The 22,111-nt window shown below is 42.0% G+C and carries 23 protein-coding genes; 10 read left to right on the top strand and 13 right to left on the bottom strand.

Annotated features, from left to right (window positions below):
• Positions 1-26: 26 nt before the first annotated feature.
• The 6 genes from J5X96_RS07845 to znuC all read right to left on the bottom strand — a co-directional run bounded on the left by J5X96_RS07845 (position 27) and on the right by znuC (position 3,991).
• Positions 27-329: a DUF5374 domain-containing protein gene (locus J5X96_RS07845; protein WP_209362839.1), complete on the bottom strand. Its 303-nt coding sequence runs from the start codon at positions 327-329 to the stop codon at positions 27-29.
• Positions 304-999, bottom strand: coding sequence for a DUF2572 family protein (locus J5X96_RS07840; protein WP_209362837.1), 696 nt, complete (start codon positions 997-999; stop codon positions 304-306). Before J5X96_RS07840 ends, J5X96_RS07845 begins: the two co-directional genes overlap by 26 nt.
• Entirely contained in the window at positions 996-1,739 is a 744-nt protein-coding gene (locus J5X96_RS07835; protein ID WP_371812515.1) for a hypothetical protein, read from the bottom strand. Before J5X96_RS07835 ends, J5X96_RS07840 begins: the two co-directional genes overlap by 4 nt.
• Entirely contained in the window at positions 1,726-2,247 is a 522-nt protein-coding gene (locus tag J5X96_RS07830) for a type II secretion system protein (protein WP_209362836.1), read from the bottom strand. The genes J5X96_RS07835 and J5X96_RS07830 overlap by 14 nt, the downstream gene beginning before the upstream one ends.
• Before the next feature lie 174 nt (positions 2,248-2,421).
• Complete coding sequence (gene znuB, locus J5X96_RS07825) at positions 2,422-3,207, bottom strand: zinc ABC transporter permease subunit ZnuB (protein WP_209362834.1); 786 nt, start codon at positions 3,205-3,207, stop codon at positions 2,422-2,424.
• A gap of 4 nt (positions 3,208-3,211) precedes the next feature.
• Positions 3,212-3,991, bottom strand: a complete 780-nt coding sequence (gene znuC / locus J5X96_RS07820) for a zinc ABC transporter ATP-binding protein ZnuC (RefSeq protein ID WP_209362833.1) — start codon at positions 3,989-3,991, stop codon at positions 3,212-3,214.
• Positions 3,992-4,186: 195 nt separating this feature from the next.
• Here znuC and mepM point away from each other — a divergent pair, with 195 nt between their 5' ends.
• The 3 genes from mepM (at position 4,187) to lnt (ending at position 8,486) form a co-directional block, all read left to right on the top strand.
• On the top strand, positions 4,187-5,716 hold the full coding sequence (gene mepM, locus J5X96_RS07815) for a murein DD-endopeptidase MepM (protein WP_209362832.1): 1,530 nt from the start codon (positions 4,187-4,189) through the stop codon (positions 5,714-5,716).
• A gap of 194 nt (positions 5,717-5,910) precedes the next feature.
• Positions 5,911-6,807 (top strand): CNNM family magnesium/cobalt transport protein CorC, encoded by an 897-nt coding sequence (corC, locus tag J5X96_RS07810; protein WP_209364797.1) that lies wholly within the window; start codon positions 5,911-5,913, stop codon positions 6,805-6,807.
• Positions 6,808-6,935: 128 nt separating this feature from the next.
• Positions 6,936-8,486 carry an apolipoprotein N-acyltransferase gene (lnt, locus tag J5X96_RS07805; RefSeq protein WP_209362831.1) on the top strand — a complete coding sequence of 517 codons (1,551 nt, stop codon included), beginning with the start codon at positions 6,936-6,938 and terminating at the stop codon, positions 8,484-8,486.
• Positions 8,487-8,541: 55 nt separating this feature from the next.
• Here lnt and infA read toward each other — a convergent pair whose 3' ends face one another.
• The 6 genes from infA to lexA form a co-directional block, all read right to left on the bottom strand.
• A complete protein-coding gene (gene infA, locus J5X96_RS07800) occupies positions 8,542-8,760 on the bottom strand; it encodes a translation initiation factor IF-1 (protein ID WP_005627617.1) in 219 nt (72 codons plus the stop codon).
• A 243-nt stretch (positions 8,761-9,003) separates the two neighbouring features.
• Complete coding sequence (gene rplI / locus J5X96_RS07795; RefSeq protein WP_209362830.1) at positions 9,004-9,453, bottom strand: 50S ribosomal protein L9; 450 nt, start codon at positions 9,451-9,453, stop codon at positions 9,004-9,006.
• 15 nt (positions 9,454-9,468) lie between these two features.
• Positions 9,469-9,699, bottom strand: coding sequence for a 30S ribosomal protein S18 (rpsR, locus tag J5X96_RS07790; RefSeq protein WP_005541294.1), 231 nt, complete (start codon positions 9,697-9,699; stop codon positions 9,469-9,471).
• Positions 9,700-9,711: 12 nt separating this feature from the next.
• Positions 9,712-10,038: a primosomal replication protein N gene (gene priB / locus J5X96_RS07785; protein ID WP_209362829.1), complete on the bottom strand. Its 327-nt coding sequence runs from the start codon at positions 10,036-10,038 to the stop codon at positions 9,712-9,714.
• Positions 10,025-10,402 (bottom strand): 30S ribosomal protein S6, encoded by a 378-nt coding sequence (gene rpsF / locus J5X96_RS07780; protein ID WP_005555822.1) that lies wholly within the window; start codon positions 10,400-10,402, stop codon positions 10,025-10,027. The genes priB and rpsF overlap by 14 nt, the downstream gene beginning before the upstream one ends.
• Positions 10,403-10,570: 168 nt before the next feature.
• Positions 10,571-11,197, bottom strand: coding sequence for a transcriptional repressor LexA (lexA, locus tag J5X96_RS07775; RefSeq protein ID WP_209362828.1), 627 nt, complete (start codon positions 11,195-11,197; stop codon positions 10,571-10,573).
• 210 nt (positions 11,198-11,407) lie between these two features.
• Here lexA and plsB point away from each other — a divergent pair, with 210 nt between their 5' ends.
• The gene (gene plsB / locus J5X96_RS07770) at positions 11,408-13,849 is read left to right on the top strand and encodes a glycerol-3-phosphate 1-O-acyltransferase PlsB (RefSeq protein ID WP_209362827.1); all 2,442 of its coding nucleotides are present in this window, start codon (positions 11,408-11,410) and stop codon (positions 13,847-13,849) included.
• Between the two features lie 89 nt (positions 13,850-13,938).
• On the opposite strand, the gene J5X96_RS07765 is transcribed toward plsB, so the two are convergent.
• On the bottom strand, positions 13,939-14,274 hold the full coding sequence (locus J5X96_RS07765) for a hypothetical protein (RefSeq protein ID WP_209362826.1): 336 nt from the start codon (positions 14,272-14,274) through the stop codon (positions 13,939-13,941).
• Positions 14,275-14,541: 267 nt separating this feature from the next.
• On the opposite strand from J5X96_RS07765, the gene tldD reads away from it, so the two are divergent.
• The 6 genes from tldD to J5X96_RS07735 all read left to right on the top strand — a co-directional run bounded on the left by tldD (position 14,542) and on the right by J5X96_RS07735 (position 22,106).
• Positions 14,542-15,990 (top strand): metalloprotease TldD, encoded by a 1,449-nt coding sequence (tldD, locus tag J5X96_RS07760; RefSeq protein WP_209362825.1) that lies wholly within the window; start codon positions 14,542-14,544, stop codon positions 15,988-15,990.
• 45 nt (positions 15,991-16,035) lie between these two features.
• Positions 16,036-17,880 carry a hypothetical protein gene (locus J5X96_RS07755; protein WP_209362824.1) on the top strand — a complete coding sequence of 615 codons (1,845 nt, stop codon included), beginning with the start codon at positions 16,036-16,038 and terminating at the stop codon, positions 17,878-17,880.
• Positions 17,881-18,142: 262 nt separating this feature from the next.
• Positions 18,143-19,261: a spermidine/putrescine ABC transporter ATP-binding protein PotA gene (gene potA, locus J5X96_RS07750; protein WP_209362823.1), complete on the top strand. Its 1,119-nt coding sequence runs from the start codon at positions 18,143-18,145 to the stop codon at positions 19,259-19,261.
• Entirely contained in the window at positions 19,245-20,105 is an 861-nt protein-coding gene (gene potB, locus J5X96_RS07745) for a spermidine/putrescine ABC transporter permease PotB (RefSeq protein ID WP_021617029.1), read from the top strand. Before potA ends, potB begins: the two co-directional genes overlap by 17 nt.
• Positions 20,105-20,878 (top strand): spermidine/putrescine ABC transporter permease PotC, encoded by a 774-nt coding sequence (gene potC / locus J5X96_RS07740; RefSeq protein ID WP_021617028.1) that lies wholly within the window; start codon positions 20,105-20,107, stop codon positions 20,876-20,878. Before potB ends, potC begins: the two co-directional genes overlap by 1 nt.
• A 130-nt stretch (positions 20,879-21,008) precedes the next feature.
• On the top strand, positions 21,009-22,106 hold the full coding sequence (locus J5X96_RS07735) for an extracellular solute-binding protein (RefSeq protein ID WP_209362822.1): 1,098 nt from the start codon (positions 21,009-21,011) through the stop codon (positions 22,104-22,106).
• The last annotated feature ends 5 nt before the right edge of the window (positions 22,107-22,111 follow it).

The following is a 22,111-nucleotide window of genomic DNA, read 5'->3' as shown; positions in this document are numbered from 1 at the left end:
AATGCGCTCAAATATAAGTTGCGCTATTATAAACTAATTTCACCCCGAGGATATTTCACCGTAACCTGATTTTGCGTGCACGTAATATGAAAATGAATGTGATTTTGGTGAATACTGCTTTCGCAAGAGAGACCAAGAAACTGACGTTGTCGTTGATTCTCGACAATTTGAATAGCCTGAAAACGTTGATAAATTTCCACCGCACTTTTGCGTTGCACATTTCCCCATTGGTTAAACGTGAGGAAAAGCCCGCTGAATACAGATAAGGTCACCAACAAGGACAGTAAGCTCATGCCTTTGTGCTTAATTTTTGGGAACGACAAAATCATACCAACTCTTCTCTGCTAAACGCCAACGACTGTATTGTTGCACGATCTGAGTAACCGTACTTTTGGAATAAGTCACTTTAATATTTTCATCTAACGTCAATCGCCCTTTGGTAATGATCGAACCGCTAATTTTACCTTGCCCTCGAATGTGTAAATCGCCTTCGGCGACAATCACAGCATTCACATTTTTGTTAATCTCCCAGTCGGTTTCATTTGCCGTGAACCAATACAATGCCGCAGGCGACGACTTGCTTAAAATTAGCGGTGGAGACTGTAATTGTTGACGAAAAAGCGCAAGCCCTTCTTTGGAAATAAACTGGTCAAACAATTTTTCATGTTGGTTTCGCACTGGTTGCTTTTGAAATAACTTATCCCGTTGACACCACGCATAATGGCTTAAGCCATCGGCAAATGGATTATTCTCCAGCCGAAATGTCAAGAGAAACGTATCACCGTTTTCTTGCGTGGAAAGCTGTTCACAGCGCGTTTTTTTCTCATTCACGCTAAGTTGTTGCAAGGTGAGCTGTTGTTCCACATACCGATGCCGCTGAGCGGTAATGGATGAATACAAACGAAGTAAATCATCATTAAACAGCATGGCAATCAGCAAAAATCCGCTGAGTAATATCAGTAAGGTGAGGGTCATGATGCCGCGTTGGGGTGTTGTCATGGTTCTTCTCGGTTTAATAAGGGCACAACGATGGCGGTTTCGTAGGTGATTTTTTTATTCTGCTTTAAATTTCCCATTAAACGTACTTCAACGCCTTTTTGCTCTGCCAACCAATGAAAAGTGAAATGGGTGATTTCATATTCTTTTTCATCTAACAAATCTACCCAACCACCGTGATTGCAGGCAGATTGTTGAGTATAACGTTGGCAATCGTCAAAACTGCAATTTTGTTTGACCGCACTTTTATAGGTTAAACGGGTTTCTACCATTTTCTTATTGAGTCGATAACCAAATAATTCACGTTCAATTTCTTTGGTGGCATTTTTTCCGTTCACCAGACAGGTGTTGCCTTTGTATTGTCCGCCTATGCAGCCATTCACATTCAGATCGTAGAAAAAGAGAACACAACTATTGCTATTTTCTGTCTCCATTTGCGCGATAGTGATTGCCGCAGGCGGATTCGGTTGTTCAAAGAAGGACAAATTGTTTCGGGTTAATTTCTCGCTCACCGCCCGAAACCCGGCACGCGCCAAATCTTTTCCGATGAGCTGAATCACACGCTGTAGCTCTGTTTGTAACTGGAGACGCAAAAGCATTTCCTGATTTTGTTGTTGGTGCTGGCTATAAAACTGCAAAATCACCAAGAATAAAAACGAAGAAAGGGATATCGAAAGCATTAAACTCACCAAGCTTTGCCCCGACATGTATTTTTGTTTTAACGTCATGCTATTCTTCATCATTTACACAAGCGCTTAAGGATTGGTTATCTTTTAATTTCAGACTGCCCACATTAAAAAATGAAAAGAGGGTTCGTTGATGGTTGGCTTGTAGCACAAAACAAGCGGTGGACGCTGTGTTACGAATGCCGCTTAACCGTGTAATTTCAAAAGGGTAGTAGCGTTTGCTGATTAACAAAGTGTCTTCAAAGGCAGGAAAATAAAAATAGGCGGAAACTTCAGGAGGACAATGTTGTGGGTTTAAGCAATCACATAGCTTATCGTGCTTAATTTGCGCTGTGAGACACCAACGTCCCGTCGTTTGATGACGATTGGCAATTAACAACCAAATGTCCGATGAATTTTCTACCCGCGCTTGAATTTGGCGTAAAAAGATATACAGCTTTTGTTGCTCTTTCTGCAAAATTGATTGTTGGCGGTAGTATTGCCATGTAGGAAGTGCCAATGTTAATAGAACACTTATCACAAGCAGTGCAATCAAGCTTTCCAATAAGGTGAATCCCTTTTGCATAAACGTTCCTTTTTTTGACCGCACTTTAGTCAGTGAAATCATCAAAAGGAAAGCTTGCGATATGATTTTGCGATCCCAATCGCAAAAGCGTATCTTTCGCGCATGAGAAGCATCATGCGCAGAGAAAATAAGAATAGGTTGCCGATCAAAGTGCGGTCATTTTTGGAGCGATTTTTAGTTTTGCTCTTTTTTCAGTAACGCACATAAAAATAAGAAAGTAGAACAGATTACCACTGAAGGGCCGGCGGCGGTGTCGTAATAGGCGGATAAGGTTAAGCCCATGGAGACGGCGATCATGCTGAGGATACTGGCGATGACAACCATGCTTTCCGGTGTGCGGGCAAAGCGTTTGGCGGTGGCGGCAGGAATAATGAGCAACGAGGTGATAATCAAAGCACCGACAAATTTCATACTTAACGCAATGGTTAATGCGGTGAGAATCATTAAAATAAAGCGCATTCTTTTCACGTTAATGCCCTCCACTTGTGCCAGTTCAGGACTGATGGTGGTGGAAATAAGCGGTTTCCAAAAATAGCATAATGTGGCAAGCACGATGACAGCACCTATGCCGATATAAATTAGATCTTCGTAGTTAATGGAAAGCAGATCGCCGAATAAATAGGACATTAAATCTACTCGCACATTTTGCAGTAAGCCGACGGTTACCACGCCGATTGAAAGACAACTGTGGGCGATAATGCCAAGTAACGTATCGACAGAAAATTGTGTGTTATTTTCCAGCCAAACCATCACAACGGAAAGCAGTAACGTGAGGATGAGAATGGCGATATACGGATTGATTTGCAGAAAAATACCCAATGCCACGCCAAGGAGGGCAGAGTGGGATAGGGTATCGCCAAAGTAAGCCATTTTTCGCCAAACGACAAAAGCCCCGAGGGGCGCGGTGATGAGCGAAAGTATCATGCCTGTGAGCCAAGCGGGAAAAAGAATATCAAACATCATATTACCTTGCGTTGGAGTGTTTCGGTTCCATGTTGCAGATATCCCCATGCATATCATGACGATGATTGTGATGGTGGGTATAAACTGCAATGTTTTTAGAAAATTGATCGCCAAAAAAGTGAATAAATGTCGGGTCATTAGATACGGTTTCCGGCGTGCCGGCACAGCAAATATGCTGATTGACACAAAGCACTTCATTGGTGTCTGCCATCACAATATGTAAGTCATGGGATACCATTAAAATGGCGCAATTAAGTTGCTTTTGGGTTTGATTGATCAGCTGGTAGAGTTCTGCCTGACCGGTCATATCCACCCCTTGAGTCGGTTCATCCAAGACCAATAAATTCGGTTTATTTAACATCGCCCGCGCCAATAGCACCCGTTGCATTTCGCCACCGGAGAGCTTTTGCATACTGTTGTGCATTAAATGGGTAATCGACAAGCGCGTCATCGCTTCTTGAATGTCTTGTTGTCCAATGCCTTTTTTTAGGGATAAAAATTTCTCCACAGTGATGGGAAGATTATGATCCAAATGGATTTTTTGCGGCACATAGCCAATACGAATATGTTTGTTATAAATGACTTGACCTGACGTGGGCTGTTGCAATTTTAGCAAGACTTTCAACAAGGTTGATTTACCTCCACCGTTTGGACCGACAATGGTAATAATGGAGTTGGGATAAACCGTCAAGTTAATGTTGCTTAACGCCACGTGTTGCCCGTATTTCACATTAATATTTTTTAATTCAACTAAAGGCAATTTAATTGCATTGATTTGCATATGAATTTTGGCATTTTGTTTTGGGGAAAAATTGCGCTAAAAATAACTTATTTTTTGAAGTTTAACAAGTTGAACGCAAATTTCTGTGTATAATGACGAGATTCATTTTAATTTATGTTTTGATGAATTTTTTTTTATTCATGTGGTCGTAACTACTATTCTGATGAAGGGTTTGTTGTAAAGGAAGTTGGTGCTGTGCGGTATATTATGTTGGCTAGAGATCGCCGTAAAAGAAAATCTCGTATAAAAGCCGTTATTTTTTTTATTGCGATTTGCTCAATTGCGCTTGGTGTTTTTTTACGCTTAAACGACAGTGCTTCCGATAAAGCGGAAACCATGGCTTATCCTCTTCATCTTGATTCTTCCATGACGAATGAGCTCACTTCAAGCACGAATCAATTTCAAGACATTCTCGCCGATGCACTCTATCCCGCATCTGCCTACACGACCTCGTTTGCGAATGAAACCTTGCAATCCTCACAAATTCTTGCGGATACTCGTGGGTTGAATACCGAAGATAATAATGCAACCTCTTATGAGGACGACCTTGGACAAGATGACGAAGCGGAAGAAGTCACAACCCATGATGAATTTGATGGATTAGAAGGGTTGCCGAATGATGCTAAAGATGTGGTGGCGAATATTTTAGATGTGGCCGATCAGGCTATTCGGATTAAAGAACAATTCAGCCACACCGTTGTGAAAGGGGAAACATTAAAGGATGTCTTGGAGCTTTCCGGATTAGATGATGAGACCGGCAAGCAGTTGACCGAAGCCTATCCCGAATTAAAGCATTTACAGGCAGGGCAACAGTTTTACTGGATTTTGGATAATGATGGAAAATTAGAATATTTGAACTGGCTTGTTTCTCAAAAGAAAGAGCATACTTACGAATTGCAAGCAAGCGGACAATTTAAACGACAAATTATCGAAAAGAAAAGCACATGGAAGCGGGATGTTTTACGCGGTAGCATGGAAACGTCTTTTGTGAATAGTTTGAAAAGCATGGGACTGGAAAGTCGCCAAATTTATCAGTTGTTCTCCGCCTTACAGTGGCAAGTGAGCCTAAAACAGCTAAATAAAGGCACAAAAATTTCCATTTTGGTCTCTCGTGAATATTTAGATGGCAAGCTCACCGGTCAGGGAAATGTGGAAGCGATTCACATTATCAGTAACGGTAAGAGCTATTATGCGATCCAAGCGGATAACGGGCGTTATTATAATCGCCAAGGTGAAACCTTAGGCAGAGGTTTTGCGCGTTACCCATTGCAACGTCAAGCACGGATTTCCTCGCCGTTTAACCCTGTTCGCCGCCACCCGATTACTGGCCGAATTGCACCGCATAAAGGGGTGGATTTCGCCATGCCGACAGGCACACCGGTGATTGCGCCGGCGGATGGCACAGTAGAAAAAATTGCTTATCAAGCCCGTGGTGCTGGCCGTTATGTGGTGATTCGACATTCGCGTGAATACCAAACCGTTTATATGCATTTGAGCCGTCCTTTAGTGAAAGCAGGACAAACGGTCAAAAAAGGGGAAAGGATTGCGCTATCAGGGAATACCGGCGGGTCAACGGGACCGCACTTGCACTATGAATTTCATATTAACGGGCGTCCGGTCAATCCGATTACGGTAAAACTTCCCGGCACAAGCAGCAGTATGACCACAGCAGAACGTAAGGCGTTTTTAATTAAAGCGGCAGAAGTTGAACGTGCGTTACGCTAAATTCGTGTGTGGATTAAATGGCAACTTAAACAAGCAAGGTAAGCGTAAAGAGGACATGCGGAATGTTTAAATGAATTTGTGACCTAGGACAAATTTCTTATAAAAAATCACCGCACTTTATGCTTATTTTTGCGCTTTGAATGTAAATATGGTACTTTTTATTCGTCAATCCGACGGTAATGATTAAATTTTTTATGAACGAAGAACACTCGACCAATCAACCCGAAGCCAGTAAACAATCCTTTTTCCAATCTCTTTTCGGGCGCTTTTTCCAAGGCGAACTGAAAAATCGTGAAGACTTAGTGGAAGTCATTCGTGATTCCGAACAAAACGATTTAATCGATCAAGATACTCGTGAAATGATTGAGGGCGTGATGGAAATCGCCGAATTGCGCGTGCGTGATATCATGATCCCGCGTTCTCAAATTGTCTTTATTGAAGCGGAGCAGGATCTAGATTCCTGTTTGGATGTCATTATTGCATCAGCGCATTCCCGTTTTCCGGTAATTAAAGACGCAGATGATCGCGACAATATTGTCGGCATTTTACACGCCAAAGATTTGTTGAAATATTTGCGTGCCAGTGCAGAAGAATTTAATTTGCTTGATGTTATTCGCCCGACAATGATTGTGCCGGAAAGTAAACGTGTGGACAGAATGCTAAAAGATTTCCGCTCCGAACGTTTCCACATGGCCATTGTCGTGAATGAATTTGGTGGCGTCTCAGGTTTGGTTACCATTGAAGACGTATTAGAGCAAATTGTTGGAGACATTGAAGACGAATTTGATGAAGAAGATGTGGCAGATATTCGTCAGCTTTCCCGCCACACTTATGCCGTGCGCGCATTGACGGATATTGATGATTTTAATCAGCAATTTAACACGCAATTTGTTGACGAAGAAGTGGATACTATCGGTGGATTGATTATGCAGGCCTTTGGTTATTTACCGAAACGTGGCGAAGAAATTACGTTGGAAAATCTCCACTTTAAAGTGACGTCTGCCGACAGCCGACGTATTATCCAGTTGCGTGTTACCGTGCCGGATGAAAACCTGCCGGAGAAGGAAAAAACAGAAGAGATTATCGAATAGTTTTCGTTTTAACTTGATTTTTCATTATATCTTTAACGATGGCACGCGCTTTTCTAACGCGTGCCGTTTATTTCATTCAATAACAACATATTAGGGGCGTGTGCTGGGAGGCGTACGCCGTTTGCGTGATGAATAAATACTTAACTTACCTTATCGCACTGTTTTCCGGTGTTATTGGCGTATTTGCCTTCGCACCTTTCAATTACTGGCCGCTATCTTATATTTCCTTGTTAGGATTAATTTGGGTAATAAAAACGCCACAAAAATCCACCGCACTTTTTTCTGCCTTTTTATGGGGCTTAGGTTTTTTCACATTCGGCGTCAATTGGTTGCATGTCAGTATTCATCAATTCGGCGATGCACCTCTGGTGGTGAGTTATTTCTTAGTGGTTGTGTTGGCAGCCTATTTATCTTTATATCCGCTCCTATTTGCCTATTTGGTACGTCGTCTGCAAGTGCAACGAGCAGTGATGTATCCGGTGCTGTGGACGTTTACGGAATTCCTGCGCGGTTGGGTTTTCACCGGTTTTCCTTGGTTGCAATTTGGCTATACGCAGATTGAGAGTCCTTTTGCAGGCATTGCGCCGATTTTTGGTGTTACGGGATTAACATTTTTTACAATGTTTGTGAGTGCGGTCATTTTTAACGGCGTTTTTGCATGGCTAAGCGCACCACGCAAGATCACGATGGCGGTGGCGAATGTCTTGATTCTAGCCGTTGTTGCTTTGCTTGCCGGCTATACGTCCAAAGCAAAATATGTGCAAGACATCCCTGAAAAAGCCGTGAATATCACCTTAGTTCAAGGCAATATTGAGCAAAATTTAAAATGGGATCCGAATTATTTGTCTCAAACCATGGAAAAGTATGGACGATTGATTGGCGATAATTTGGGAAAAACAGATTTAATTATTTTGCCGGAAGCGGCATTTCCTACTTATGAAAATAATATCCAACCATTTTTCCAAATGCTCCAATCCATAGCGGAAAAAACGAATACAGAAGTGATGATTGGAACGATTTATCGTGATGAATCTGTAGGTAAATTATTCAATTCTATTGCGGTAGTTGGTAATAAGGCGATGCCTTATGAGCTAAAAACGCCTAACCGCTATAATAAACATCATTTAGTGCCGTTTGGTGAGTATGTCCCGTTAGAAAGCCTTTTACGCCCGCTTGGAACGGTGTTTAATTTGCCGATGTCAGCTTTTCAAAGTGGTGATTTTATTCAAAAACCACTCTCAGCCAAAAATGTTAATTTCACAGCGGCGATTTGTTATGAAATTATTTTGGGCGCGCAGTTACAGAAAAATAAGGTAGCGGATTCCGATTTCATTTTAACCATTTCTAATGATGCGTGGTTTGGCAATTCCATTGGCCCATGGCAACATTTGCAAATGGCACAAATGCGAGCATTAGAGTTTGGTAAACCTGTCATTCGAGCCACGAATACAGGTGTTACCGCATTTATTAATGCACAAGGGGAAATCGTGGCGCAAGCACCACAATTTGTGGAAACCGTACTTACGCATAAGCTCGCGCCGACAGAAGGCAAAACGCCTTATGCCGTATTAGGCGATGCCCCTTTATTTATTCTAAGTGCGGTCTTTTTCTTACTGCATTTCTTGGGTGGATTTATTCAACGTCGTATCTTGAAAAAGATGCAATATCCAACAACTTAAAAAACAAAAACACCGGAGAATATCCGGTGTTTTTGTTGATTCGGTGAGGCGAACATTAACGGCTACGGAAAATGATGCGGCCTTTGCTTAAATCGTAGGGTGTCATTTCTACGGTGACTTTATCACCGGTTAAAATACGAATATAGTTCTTACGCATCTTGCCCGAAATATGTGCAGTTACCACATGGCCGTTTTCTAACTCAACGCGAAACATGGTGTTTGGTAAGGTTTCCAGAATTGTACCTTGCATTTCAATGCAATCTTCTTTTGCCATTTGATCCTCTAAAATAATTAATCGGTTTTCCCGCCGGCATCTGTTGGCGGAATCTCATATGAAAATTCGGTGCGAATTATACCGTTTTTATTGGAAACAAGGAAGTTTTTATCCGGACAATCCGCTTTGCTTAGATTTCATTTTGGATGACTCGTTGTTTTTTAATATAGCCGGAATTAAACTTGTGATAACGCCGATATAAAAAGCCCGGCATTAAACCGGGCTTTTTTTCGTAAAACTGAATTATTCAGCAACGATAACAACGTTTAAGTGAGAGAAAACTTCACCGTGGAATTGGAAAGTTACTTCATGTTCACCAAGCGTACGGATTAAACCGTTTGGTAAACGCACTTCACTTTTCGCCACTTCAACGCCTTTTGCAGTGATTGCATCAGCGATGTCACGAGTACCGATAGAACCGAATAAACGACCTTCGTCACCCGCTTTAGATGCGATGGTTACAGAACCTAATGCTTCTAAGCGTGCTGCGCGGTCAGCAGCTGCAGCTAATGCTTGAGCTGCTTTTTCTTCTAATTCTGCACGGCGTGCTTCGAAATGTTCAATGTTCGCTTTGGTTGCCATAACTGCTTTACCTTGTGGGATTAAGTAGTTACGTGCGAAACCGGATTTCACATTGACTTGATCGCCCACTTTACCTAAGTGTGCAATTTTATCTAAAAGAATTACTTGCATTTGACCTTCCCCTTCTTAGTGATGATGTGTATCAGAGTAAGGTAATAACGCTAAATAACGTGCGCGTTTGATTGCGCGAGCTAATTGGCGTTGGTACTTCGCACGAGTACCGGTAATGCGGCTTGGTACAATTTTGCCGCTTTCAGAAATGTAGTTCTTTAATGTAGCGATATCTTTGTAATCGATTTCAACAACATTTTCCGCTGTGAAACGGCAGAACTTACGACGACGGAAATAACGTGCCATTTGGCTAGTCTCCTAATCTATAAATTCGATTTGCTCGGCATGTAGGACTAATTGTGTTGACCCATTATTTAATTGATGGGTGGTTAAGAAACCTAGAATTAATACTTTACTGCCGACCGTAATGCCTTGAGTTTTTTCTACTAATTGATTGCCACTGATTTGAACGGGCATTTTACACCAGGCTTGTCGCATTAAATTTGCTTCTTGCTGGCTCGAACGATGTTCCAATAAAAATTGGCAATGTTCGATTCCGTTCGGGCTTTTGCGTCGTTTAGGATTATTGGCGACAACACCAATAATGGATAAACGATTATCAATGTTCAAATTACTCTTCAGCATCCTCAAAATCGTTGGATTCAACTTCAGTTAAAGCTTTACGATCATCTTTTGCTTTAACCATTGGGGACGCTTCGGTTACGGCGTGCTTAGTGTGAATAACAAGGCTGCGCAATACAGCATCGTTATAACGGAAAGTCGTTTCTAGCTCGTCGATGACTTGTTGAGGCGCTTCTACATTCATAAGCACATAGTGTGCTTTATGTAATTTGTTAATTGGGTATGCTAATTGACGGCGACCCCAATCTTCTAGGCGATGAATTTGACCGCCGGCTTCTTTTACAGAACCGGTATAACGTTCAATCATCCCTGGTACTTGCTCGCTTTGATCCGGGTGGACCATAAACACGATTTCGTAGTGACGCATTACTGCTCCTTACGGGTTAATCAGCCTCCAACGTTAAGACCAGTCACCAATCTTGTGGAAGCAAGGAACTTATTCGGACGTGACTGAGGGCGCAAATTATACACTGAATCCGAGTTTTTGCAATAAAAGTGCGGTCATTTTTTTCAGTGTTTTTCCCCTTGGGCGTTTTTACATCCAAGCATTATTACGAATAATGCCGACTGCGATACCTTCGATTTCAAAATGCGGACGTTGGGTTAAATCTACGACAATTGGGGCAAATTCTTCGTTTTCAGCGTGCAAGTAAATCATCGAACCTTTACGCTCTAAGCGTTTTACTGTCACTTCATCTTCAATACGAGCAACCACAACTTGACCATTGCGCACATCTTTTGTGCTATGCACTGCTAGTAAGTCGCCGTCTAAAATACCAATGTCTTTCATGGATTGCCCATACACTTTGAGCAGAAAATCCGCTTGTGGTTTAAACATTGTAGGATCAACATGATATGTACCTTCGATATGCTGTTCGGCTAAAATCGGTTCACCGGCGGCAACGCGACCAATGAGGGGGAGGCCGGGTTCTTCTTCTGCATGATTATCTTCCAATAAAAGACGAATGCCACGTGATGCACCGGAAACAATTTCAATGACACCTTTTTTCGCCAAAGCCTTCAAATGTTCTTCTGCTGCATTAGGAGAGCGAAACCCTAACTCTTTTGAAATCTCCGCTCGCGTTGGTGGCATACCTGTGGTTTCCAGATGATGTTTAAGAAAATCATAGACTTCTTGCTGGCGGGCTGTGAGTGGTTTCATAATATCAATCCTGTTCATATATACATAAATAACTGGTATTATATACAGAAAAATAAGCAGCGCAATCTTTTCTTTGGTAAAAGATAACGCGAATGATGACGTTATCTGAGAATTGTGGCGTAGGTCACTAATTCAGTAAAATTTTTATGCTAAACTAGCGCAAGTTTGACAACCTTTTAGTGATATGACGTTATAACAAGGACATTTATTATGGCGAGTTTTCTTAATGCTTATCGAAAATTGCTCGAGTTGCCATTGTCGATTTTAGTAAAAAATAATCCGATTCCACATCACCCTATTGAAGAATTAGCACTGAATGTTGCGCAACCTGTCGTTTATGTGTTGCCTTACACCTCTGAAACCGACTTTGTGATTTTCCGCAAAAACTGTTTGAGTGTCGGTTTACCGGATCCCTTGGAGCAAAATGAAATTAACGGGCGTGTTTTGCCACGTTTTGTCTTTTTAGATGAAGGACGGCGCTTTTTTAAATCCAAAGGTGCGAAGAAAGAAACTATCACGATCTTCAATAACTATTTGGAATTGCACCGCACTTTGCCGGAATTAGATGTTCAACTCATTCCGGTTTCGGTTTTGTGGGGAAGAGCTCCGGGACGAGAAGACAAAACCGGTTTACCGAATTTACGTTTGTTAAACGGACTACAAAAAACCATCGCAGCACTCTGGTTTGGACGGGATACTTTTGTACGTTTTTCTCAAGCGGTATCTTTGCGTTATATGACGCGTGAGCATGGCTTTGATCAGAAAATCGCACAAAAACTCGCCCGCGTGGCAAAAATACACTTTGCCAAGCAGCGGATTTCTGCGACTGGCCCGCGTTTGCCTAATCGCCAAGCGATGTTTAATAAACTATTGCAACAACCGGTGATATTGGCGGCCATTGAGGATGAAGCGAAAAGCAAAAATATCAGTAAAGAAAAAGCCTACAAAGAAGCCGAAAAAATTTTAGATGAAATTGCTGCCAATGTGAGTTATGAAGGCTTACGCATGGCAGATCGTTTCTTACGCTGGCTATGGAATAAACTTTATCAAGGTATTGATGTAGAAAATGCTGATCGCGTGCGGAAATTAGCGTTAGAGGGGCATGAAATTGTGTATGTGCCTTGCCATCGTAGTCATATTGACTATCTCTTGCTTTCCTATGTGTTATATCACCAAGGTTTGGTACCGCCACATATCGCCGCCGGAATTAACCTAAATTTCTGGCCAGTTGGGGGCATGTTCCGCCGTGGTGGGGCATTCTTTATTCGTCGTACCTTTAAAGGCAATCGCTTGTATTCCACCATTTTCCGTGAATATTTGGCGGAATTGTTCCATCGTGGTTATTCTGTGGAATACTTTATTGAAGGCGGGCGTTCCCGTACTGGTCGCTTGTTAGCGCCAAAAACCGGCATGATGTCGATGACTTTGCAAGCCTTACAGCAGCAACAAACCCGACCGATTTCTGTCGTGCCGGTGTATGTGGGGTATGAACACGTTTTAGAAGTGGACACATATGCAAAAGAGCTGCGTGGGGCGGCAAAAGAAAAAGAAAATGCCGGTTTAGTGTTACGGGTAATCAAAAAGTTACGCAATTTGGGCAAAGGTTATGTGAATTTTGGTGAGCCGATTACTTTAAGCAATTATTTGAACCAGCATTTCCCGGAATGGAAAGCTCCATTGGAAGATCGCCCACAATGGTTTAACAAAGCGGTTGACGCAGTCTCTCATCAAGTGATGGTGAATATTAACAAAGCGGCAGCAGTGAATGCCATGAACTTAACCGGTACAGCGTTGTTATCCTCCCGACAACGTGCGCTATCTCGCGAGCAATTGTTAGAGCAGCTTGCCAGTTATCAACAATTCTTACAAAACGTGCCATATTCCGATGATGTGGTGATTCCAACGGAAAAACCGGAAATTATGCTTGATCATGTGTTAAGTTTGGATCGCATTGGTATTTTGGTGGAAAAAGACAATTTTGGTGAAATTGTTCGCTTGGAACGTTCTTCTGCCGTATTAATGACCTACTACCGCAATAATATCCAGCACCTTTTTGTCTTGCCATCATTGGTTGCCAGTATTGTGTTGCATTATGAGGCGATTCAAAAAACCTTAGTGCTGGATAGTGTATTGAAAATTTATCCGTTCTTGCGAAGTGAATTATTCCTGCATTTTAATGAAGAAGCGCAAATTGCCGAACGAGTAGAGCAGATTATTCAAGAATTTCAACGGCAAAATATTATTAAACATAGTGAAAATGTGTTGACTATCAATAAGCCGAATATTCGGATGCTACAATTGTGGTCTGCCGGTGTGCGTGAAATTTTGCAACGTTACTACATCACCGTGAATTTATTGCAAAATAATCCATTGATTTCTCGTGCGAATTTGGAAAAAGAAAGTCAGTCTGTAGCGCAACGCTTGTCTGTTCTGCATGGCATTAATGCACCGGAATTTTTTGATAAAGCGGTTTTCTCTGCTTTTACGAATAGCTTAAAAGAACAGGGCTATTTCAATGAAAGTGGCACAGCCAATACGGAAAAACTACAGGAATTAGCCACGATCTTAACGCATTTAATTTCTACTGAGATTTGCCTAACGATTAACGGTGCGGTGGCGAAAGTGGAAGAAAAAGAACAGGATGAGAATTAACTAAAATAATAAACATCAATTAGCCGCCAGAAGCCTGATTATGATATCGGACGTTTGGTGCGCTAATTGATTTTTTATTTATTGATTATCTAAATACACCCACCACAGCTACCACAACGCCAATCCTCTGGATTTACGGCTTGGTAAAATGCCCGCATATACTCTTCTTCTAATGGAATATTGTATTGAATAAATAAATCAGATAACCAATCCATGTTAGCGAGTATCCAATCATTTTCATCTAAGCCTTCTAAATAAAGTTCATCTTCGGGATCCATGAAATTATAAATATTTTGTGTTCCCATATCTTTATCCCGTCGTTCAGCAGGAAGTGTAAGAGGCAGTCCGTTATAACTGATTTCCCAATGACCTAAATAAAGCGTATGACCTTTTGATGTCCAGTTGGCAGTAAATGGATTTTCCATGATTTTTTATACGTTGCTGTAATAAAGGTGGGGAGGAGTATAAAACGTGAAATAAAATGAGCCATACTACAAACATGGTAATCCTGTGGGTAATCATAAAAAACTTGATCTCACGCAAAGAGAATACCTCAAAAAGTTTAAGCCCGTTTTTCATGAGAATGAATTTATCCTCTTTATTTTGCTAACTTTTCTTTTTGCTTTAGGTAGAAATTCGCTATAATTCTAAGCAATTTTTTATGTTTTTGATTTATTTTTGAGTGTGATTTCATGTTAAAGCAAGTGACCGACTCCCTATTAGTTCGCAATAATTTAGCATTATCAGATTTGTCTAATCTGTTCGATACCTTAGCGCAACGCAACGTGGATTATGGCGATTTATATTTTCAGCTGAGTCAGGATGAAAACTGGGTATTGGAAGACGGAATTATTAAAGAAGGCGGATTTCATATTGATCGCGGCGTAGGCGTGCGTGCAGTCAGTGGTGAGAAAACCGGTTTTGCCTATTCGGATCAAATTAATTTAGCCAATTTGCAACAATGCGCCCAAGCGGTGCGTGGTATTGCACAACCTTCCCAAGGTAATTTTATTCTGCCGGTAAGATTTAATCCGGTGGATGCACCTTTGCGTTATCAATCTATCAATCCGCTATACAGTTTAAGCCAAGAGCAAAAAATTGAATTATTGCGCTTAGTGGACAAAACTGCCCGCGCGGAAGACCCGCGAGTGGTGCAGGTGAATGCCGGTTTGAGTATGGTATATGAGGAAATGTTGGTGGCAGCCACGGACGGCACCTTGGCGGCAGATATTCGTCCACTCATTCGTTTATCGGTTTCCGTATTGGTAGAACAAGACGGTAAGCGCGAACGTGGTAGTGCGGGCGCAGGCGGTCGTTTCGGCTTAGAGTGGTTCTTTGAAAGCTATCAAGGTGAGCAAAGAGCGGTCTATTTTGCGAAAGAATCGGTGCGTCAAGCATTGGTAAATTTAGGTGCGGTGGCGGCACCGGCAGGATTAATGCCGGTGGTGTTGGGCGCAGGTTGGCCGGGTGTGTTATTACATGAAGCAGTAGGGCACGGCTTGGAAGGCGATTTTAATCGTAAAGAAAGTTCATTGTTTACCGGCAAAATCGGCGAATTAGTCACATCGCCGTTATGCACAATCGTGGATGATGGCACTTTAATGGATCGCCGAGGATCAGTCACCGTTGACGATGAAGGTGTGCCGAGCCAACATAACGTGCTAATTAAAGACGGTATTTTGCAGAAATACATGCAAGATAAAATGAATGCTCGCTTGATGGGCGTGCAACCGACAGGCAATGGACGTCGTGAATCCTATGCCCATTTGCCAATGCCACGCATGACCAATACTTATATGTTGGCAGGCAAAGATAAATTTGAGGATTTAGTAGCATCCGTAGAACACGGCATTTTTGCACCGCACTTTGGCGGCGGCCAAGTGGACATTACTTCCGGTAAATTCGTATTTTCTACTTCAGAGGCTTATTTGATCGAAAAAGGCAAAATCACTAAGCCGGTGAAGGGCGCAACCTTAATCGGTAGTGGTATTGAAGTGATGCAAAATGTGTCCATGGTTGCTGATGAAGTAGAATTGGATCATGGTGTTGGCACTTGTGGTAAAGAAGGACAAAGTGTGCCGGTGGGTGTAGGGCAACCGGCATTGAAGATCGATCAAATTACCGTAGGTGGGACAAATTAATACGTACGCAATATCGCATTGTTAAATAGCGGAGATCATCAATAAATGAAAAAATCGACATATTTGTTTTTGGGACTTCTGGTATGCGCGGTTGCCGGTGGTGGATATTACTGGCATCAAGAGCAAAAATTTAACGATCCTAATGGGGTTAAAATCACGTTAAACCCGATTCAACCAACACAGTATCAGGCTGAAGGGGGAGAAATAATTGCACCGTTAGTGATTGATTTTAGCGCAAATATTGTTGCACCCAATCAAGTAAAAGCACCTATTGCGCAGGGCATTAAGCTTCTTCCATCAGTGAAAGGGCAGTGGACATGGGAAAATGAACACGCACTGGCTTTTTTGCCGGCGCAAGATTGGGCGGCGGGGCAAGAATATCAGGTGACACTAGATAGACAACTACTTAACGCAAGCTTATCCTATGCACCGGAAGTTACCCAACCTCAAACGGTCAAAACAGCACCCTTTAGTGTCGTCCGTGCGGAAGGGGAATTTTCTCAAGATGCTATTTCAGGACAGCATTATGCAGTGGGTCATATTGTTTTCTCTCATCCGGTCGATCCGAAAGTGCTGGAACACGCCATTGAATTTAAGTTAGTTCAACAACCGGAGGGAAAAGAGGCTACGCTAATAAAAACGTTGCCTTTTCACGTCACTTATTCTGACAATCAGCTTGAAGCGTGGATTCGTTCTGAGCCGTTAGCGCTCGCAACACAAGAGGATGAGTTTGTGCAAATTAGCCTCTTGAAGTCACTACAATCGAAATTAGGCGGAAATACATTGGATAAAGATGTTGGCATTCCCCTAATTGCTATTCCGAATGAATTTAGTTTGAAAAATACACAAAGCACATTTTCTTTTGTAAATGATGAGGAAGATGTCCTTGATCAGGTGCTAACACTGCATTTTAACAACGAAGTGAATGAAGAGGATATTGCGGATAGTTTGGTTGCGGTGTTACTGCCGGCTTTGCCGAAAGGTGAAACGTGGTCTTATGAAAAATTAAATGAATCTGCCCTGTTGCAGGGCGAGGTGATTAAGCCGGAGCTTCTTGGTGAGGGGCAATCTTATACGACAAAAACGGCTTTTCGTCTGAGCGTACCGGAAGAACGTTGCGTGTATTTTATTTTAAATAATGAGTTCACCGCAAAAGGGGGCTATCGTTTTAAAGATCCATTAGGCAGTTTAGCTTGCTTACCTCATTATCCGCATCATGTGGAGTTTGTCGGTCAAGATGATCTTCTTCCGCAATACTGGAATAGCAAAATTAATTTAAAAATACGTAATGCGCAAAGTGTAACATTAGATGTTGCACCATTATCGAAAACACAAGTACTTTCAATGATTAATTGGAGCGCGCCATCTCTTCAACCATCAGATTTGGCTGTCTTTAAGCCGGAAAAAGCAACGCTTTTCAAAACAGAGACGTTACATACCGAAGGTGAAAATCCACGTTACTTTGATTTTCTTTCCGTGGATTTAGCTGAAAAAGGGCTACCTTCTAAGGGCATTTTTTGGTTAAAAGCTGAAGTTCCTGTACCGGCAGAGAAAACGGAAGTGGAAAGTGCGGTCAAAAATGACATTGATCAGGTGACAGATAAATTGACGGACTATCGCTTGCTTGTTTTAACCGATTTTGACGTGACAACGGAGATGGAGGATAGTGGTAAGTATGTCGTTAAGGTAAAATCCTTAGCCACCGGCGAGCCGATTGAGGGCGCAACCATTCGTCTCGTGACGGCAACGGCAGAAGAAAGAGAGGCACAAGCAACCAATGAGAAAGGGGAAACCACCATTGAATTGCCGAAAGAAAATGCCGGTAAGACGTGTGTGCTTTGGGTTACCAAAGGCGATGACGCCTCTTTTGTGATTATTCATGCCCCTTAATGGGGTCTATTACGCCTTGCATTGACGGAGATTTAACCTGAACATTTTTTTGTATTCTACGTAGAGAGTTTAAATGTAAAAGCGGTTAATTTGTCTGTGCAAAAAGAGGCAGTTAAATTTGTGATTAATGTCTTTTCATTGGGGGCTAATCACTATATCATTAGCAGCTCATATTTATCATCGCCGCTTATCTTTTATGATAAGTATTTGTTTCTAATTTTTATCGAAAAACTTCGGTACGTTAGGGAGAAAACCAAAGCTAGTGGAAAACTCGGTTCAAAACAAGCCAATTATTGAGCTTCGTTCAATCAAAAAATCCTACGGTTCCAATACCATTATTAACGATTTTAATTTAACCATTAATAACGGTGAATTTGTCACCATTCTTGGCCCATCCGGTTGTGGTAAAACTACCGTGTTGCGTTTATTGGCCGGATTGGAAGAATTAGATTCAGGCAACATTATTTTGGATGGTGAAGACATTACCAATGTGCCGGCAGAAAAACGTCACATCAACACCGTATTCCAAAGCTATGCTTTGTTCCCGCACATGACGATTTTTGAAAACGTGGCTTTCGGTTTGCGCATGCAAAAAGTGCCGGAAAGCGAGATCAAACCTCGTGTGTTAGAGGCATTGCGTATGGTGCAGTTGGAAGAGATGGCGGAACGTAAACCAACCCAGCTTTCAGGCGGACAACAACAGCGTATTGCGATTGCTCGTGCGGTGGTCAATAAACCGAAAGTCTTATTGCTTGATGAATCTCTGTCTGCGCTGGATTATAAATTGCGCAAACAAATGCAATATGAATTAAAGCAATTACAACGCCAATTAGGCATTACCTTTATTTTCGTGACCCATGACCAAGAAGAGGCAATCACCATGTCTGATCGTATTGTCTTATTGCGTAAAGGTAAAATTGCACAAGACGGCTCTCCGCGTGAGATTTATGAAGATCCGGCAAACTTGTTTGTGGCACGTTTCATCGGCGAAATTAATGTTTTTGATGCAACCGTCATTGAACGCAAATCAGACAATGTAGTGCTTGCTAATGTGGAAGGCCGCATTTGTGATATTTATACCGATATTCCGGTCGAAAAAGATCAACAACTTCAAGTGTTGCTTCGTCCTGAAGATATTGTGATTGAAGAGCTGGATGAACACGAACATTCTAACGCGATTATCGGTCACATTATCGACCGCACTTATAAAGGCATGACATTGGAATCTACCGTGGAATTCGAACATAACGGTAAACGCGTATTAGTCAGCGAATTCTTTAATGAAGATGACCCGCATATGGATCACAGTGTTGGTCAACGCGTAGGTATTACATGGCACGAAGGTTGGGAGGTTGTACTCAACGATGAAGATAATCAATAATAAATTTCAGAAAATTACTGTTGCGATTATCTTCGGTTGGCTCATTTTCTTTGTGCTAATTCCAAACTTATTGGTATTAGTCGTAAGTTTCTTAACCCGAGATGGTAGTAACTTTTATGCCTTGCCATTTAACTTGGATAACTACATCAACCTATTTAATCCGCTTTATGCACAGGTGGTGTGGAATTCATTGTATATGTCGGGCATTGCCACCATTATTTGCTTACTGATCGGCTATCCATTCGCCTTTATGGTCAGTAAAATTCATCCGAAATATCGACCGCTCTTATTGTTCCTTGTGGTATTGCCATTCTGGACAAACTCGCTGATTCGTATTTATGGTATGAAAGTGTTCCTTGGTGTTAAAGGCGTGTTAAATACCATGTTGATGGATATGGGCATTTTGAGTGAACCGATTCGCATTCTAAACACAGAGGTGGCGGTGATCATCGGTTTAGTCTATTTGCTTCTGCCATTTATGATTTTGCCACTTTACTCCGCGATTGAAAAATTAGACGGACGTTTATTGGAAGCCGCAAAAGACTTAGGCGCTAATGCGTTTCAACGTTTCTTCCGTGTGATTTTACCACTCACCATGCCGGGCATTGTGGCAGGTTGCCTGTTGGTATTATTGCCGGCAATGGGCATGTTCTACGTCGCGGACTTGCTTGGTGGTGCGAAAGTCTTACTTGTGGGTAACGTGATTAAGAGTGAATTCTTAATTTCCCGCAACTGGCCATTCGGTTCGGCAATCAGTATTGGCTTAACGATTCTCATGGCCTTGTTAATTTTTGTGTACTACCGTGCTAATAAACTATTGAATAAGAAAGTGGAGTTAGAATAATGAGCCGTTTACTACGTAATATCTTTATGTTTGTGGTATACGCTTATTTGTATATCCCGATTATTATTTTGGTGACTAACTCCTTCAACGAAGACCGTTATGGCCTAAGTTGGAAAGGCTTTAGTTGGAACTGGTATGAACGGCTGTTTAACAATGATACTTTAATTCAAGCAGCGATTCATTCTGTAACGATTGCTTTCTTTGCAGCAACCCTCGCTACCATCGTGGGCGGTTTAACTGCGATTGCGCTTTATCGTTATCGTTTCCGTGGCAAACAAGCCGTAAGTGGTATGTTGTTTATCGTGATGATGTCACCGGATATCGTCATGGCGGTATCATTGCTTGCGTTGTTTATGGTTGTGGGGATTTCTTTAGGTTTCTGGTCCTTATTGTTGGCACACGTGACCTTCTGTTTGCCTTATGTCACGGTCACTATTTTCTCCCGTTTAAACGGTTTCGATGCAAGAATGCTAGAAGCTGCGAAAGATTTGGGTGCCAGTGAAGTGACGATTTTACGCAAAATCATCCTGCCTCTTGCGTTACCTGCCGTGGTCTCCGGTTGGTTGTTAAGCTTTACCATCTCGCTAGATGATGTTGTGGTGTCGTCTTTTGTGAGCGGTGTAAGCTATGAAATCCTGCCGTTGCGTATTTTCTCCTTAGTGAAAACCGGTGTAACACCGGAAGTCAATGCACTTGCAACCATCATGATTGTGCTTTCATTATTACTCGTGGTGGTCAGCCAATTTATCGGCAGAAAACACAAAGACATCTAGCGGTAATAATGTTTCACAAATAATTTAATATCACATACAATACGCCTTGACGCACAATCAAGGCGTTTTTTTATACCTGCATTTTATGCAGGTGGTTTTTTTTCACCTCTTTTACGGAGAACAAACAAAAATGAAAAAATTTGCCGGTTTATTCACCGCAAGTATGATCGCTGTTGCCCTGACAGGTTGTAACGAGAAAGACAACAAACAAGCGCAAACCGCGCTGGAAGCCCCTAAAGCTGAAGCGCCTGCAAATGATACCGTGTATCTTTATACATGGACTGAATATGTACCGGATGGTCTTTTAGACGATTTCACCAAAGAAACCGGTATTAAAGTGATTGTGTCAAGTCTTGAATCAAACGAGACAATGTATGCGAAATTAAAAACGCAGGGGGCTGCCGGCGGTTATGATGTGATTGCGCCGTCTAACTACTTCGTCTCCAAAATGGCACGCGAAGGGATGTTAAAAGAACTAGATCACAGCAAATTACCCGTCATTAAAGAATTAGACCCTGATTGGCTCGACAAACCTTACGACAAAGGCAACAAATATTCCCTTCCGCAATTATTAGGTGCGCCGGGCATTGCCTTTAACACCAACACTTACAAAGGTAGCGATTTCACCTCTTGGGGCGATTTATGGAAACCTGAATTTGCCAATAAAGTGCAATTACTAGACGATGCCCGCGAAGTGTTCAACATCGCGTTATTAAAAATCGGTCAAGATCCGAACACACAAGATCCGGCAATTATCAAACAGGCTTATGAGGAATTGTTGAAATTACGTCCGAATGTGCTTTCCTTCAACTCTGATAACCCGGCGAACTCTTTTATTTCCGGTGAAGTAGAAGTGGGTCAATTATGGAACGGTTCTGTGCGTATTGCGAAAAAAGAACAAGCACCTTTAGACATGGTGTTCCCAAAAGAAGGGCCGGTACTCTGGGTGGATACTTTAGCCATTCCGGTTACCTCTAAAAATCCGGACGGTGCACACAAACTTATCAACTATATGTTAGGGGCGAAAGCGGCAGAAAAATTAACCTTGGCAATTGGTTACCCAACGGCGAACCTTGAAGCGAAAAAAGTCTTACCAAAAGAAATCACGGAAGATCCGGCAATCTATCCAACGGCTGAAGTATTAAAAAATAGCCACTGGCAAGATGATGTGGGTGATGCGATTCAATACTACGAACAATATTATCAAGAGCTAAAAGCAGCGAAATAATTTGT

This window comes from Aggregatibacter sp. 2125159857, assembly GCF_017798005.1.
In the GTDB taxonomy this organism is placed as follows: domain Bacteria; phylum Pseudomonadota; class Gammaproteobacteria; order Enterobacterales; family Pasteurellaceae; genus Aggregatibacter.
This window is presented reverse-complemented; position numbering and strand designations above follow the sequence as displayed.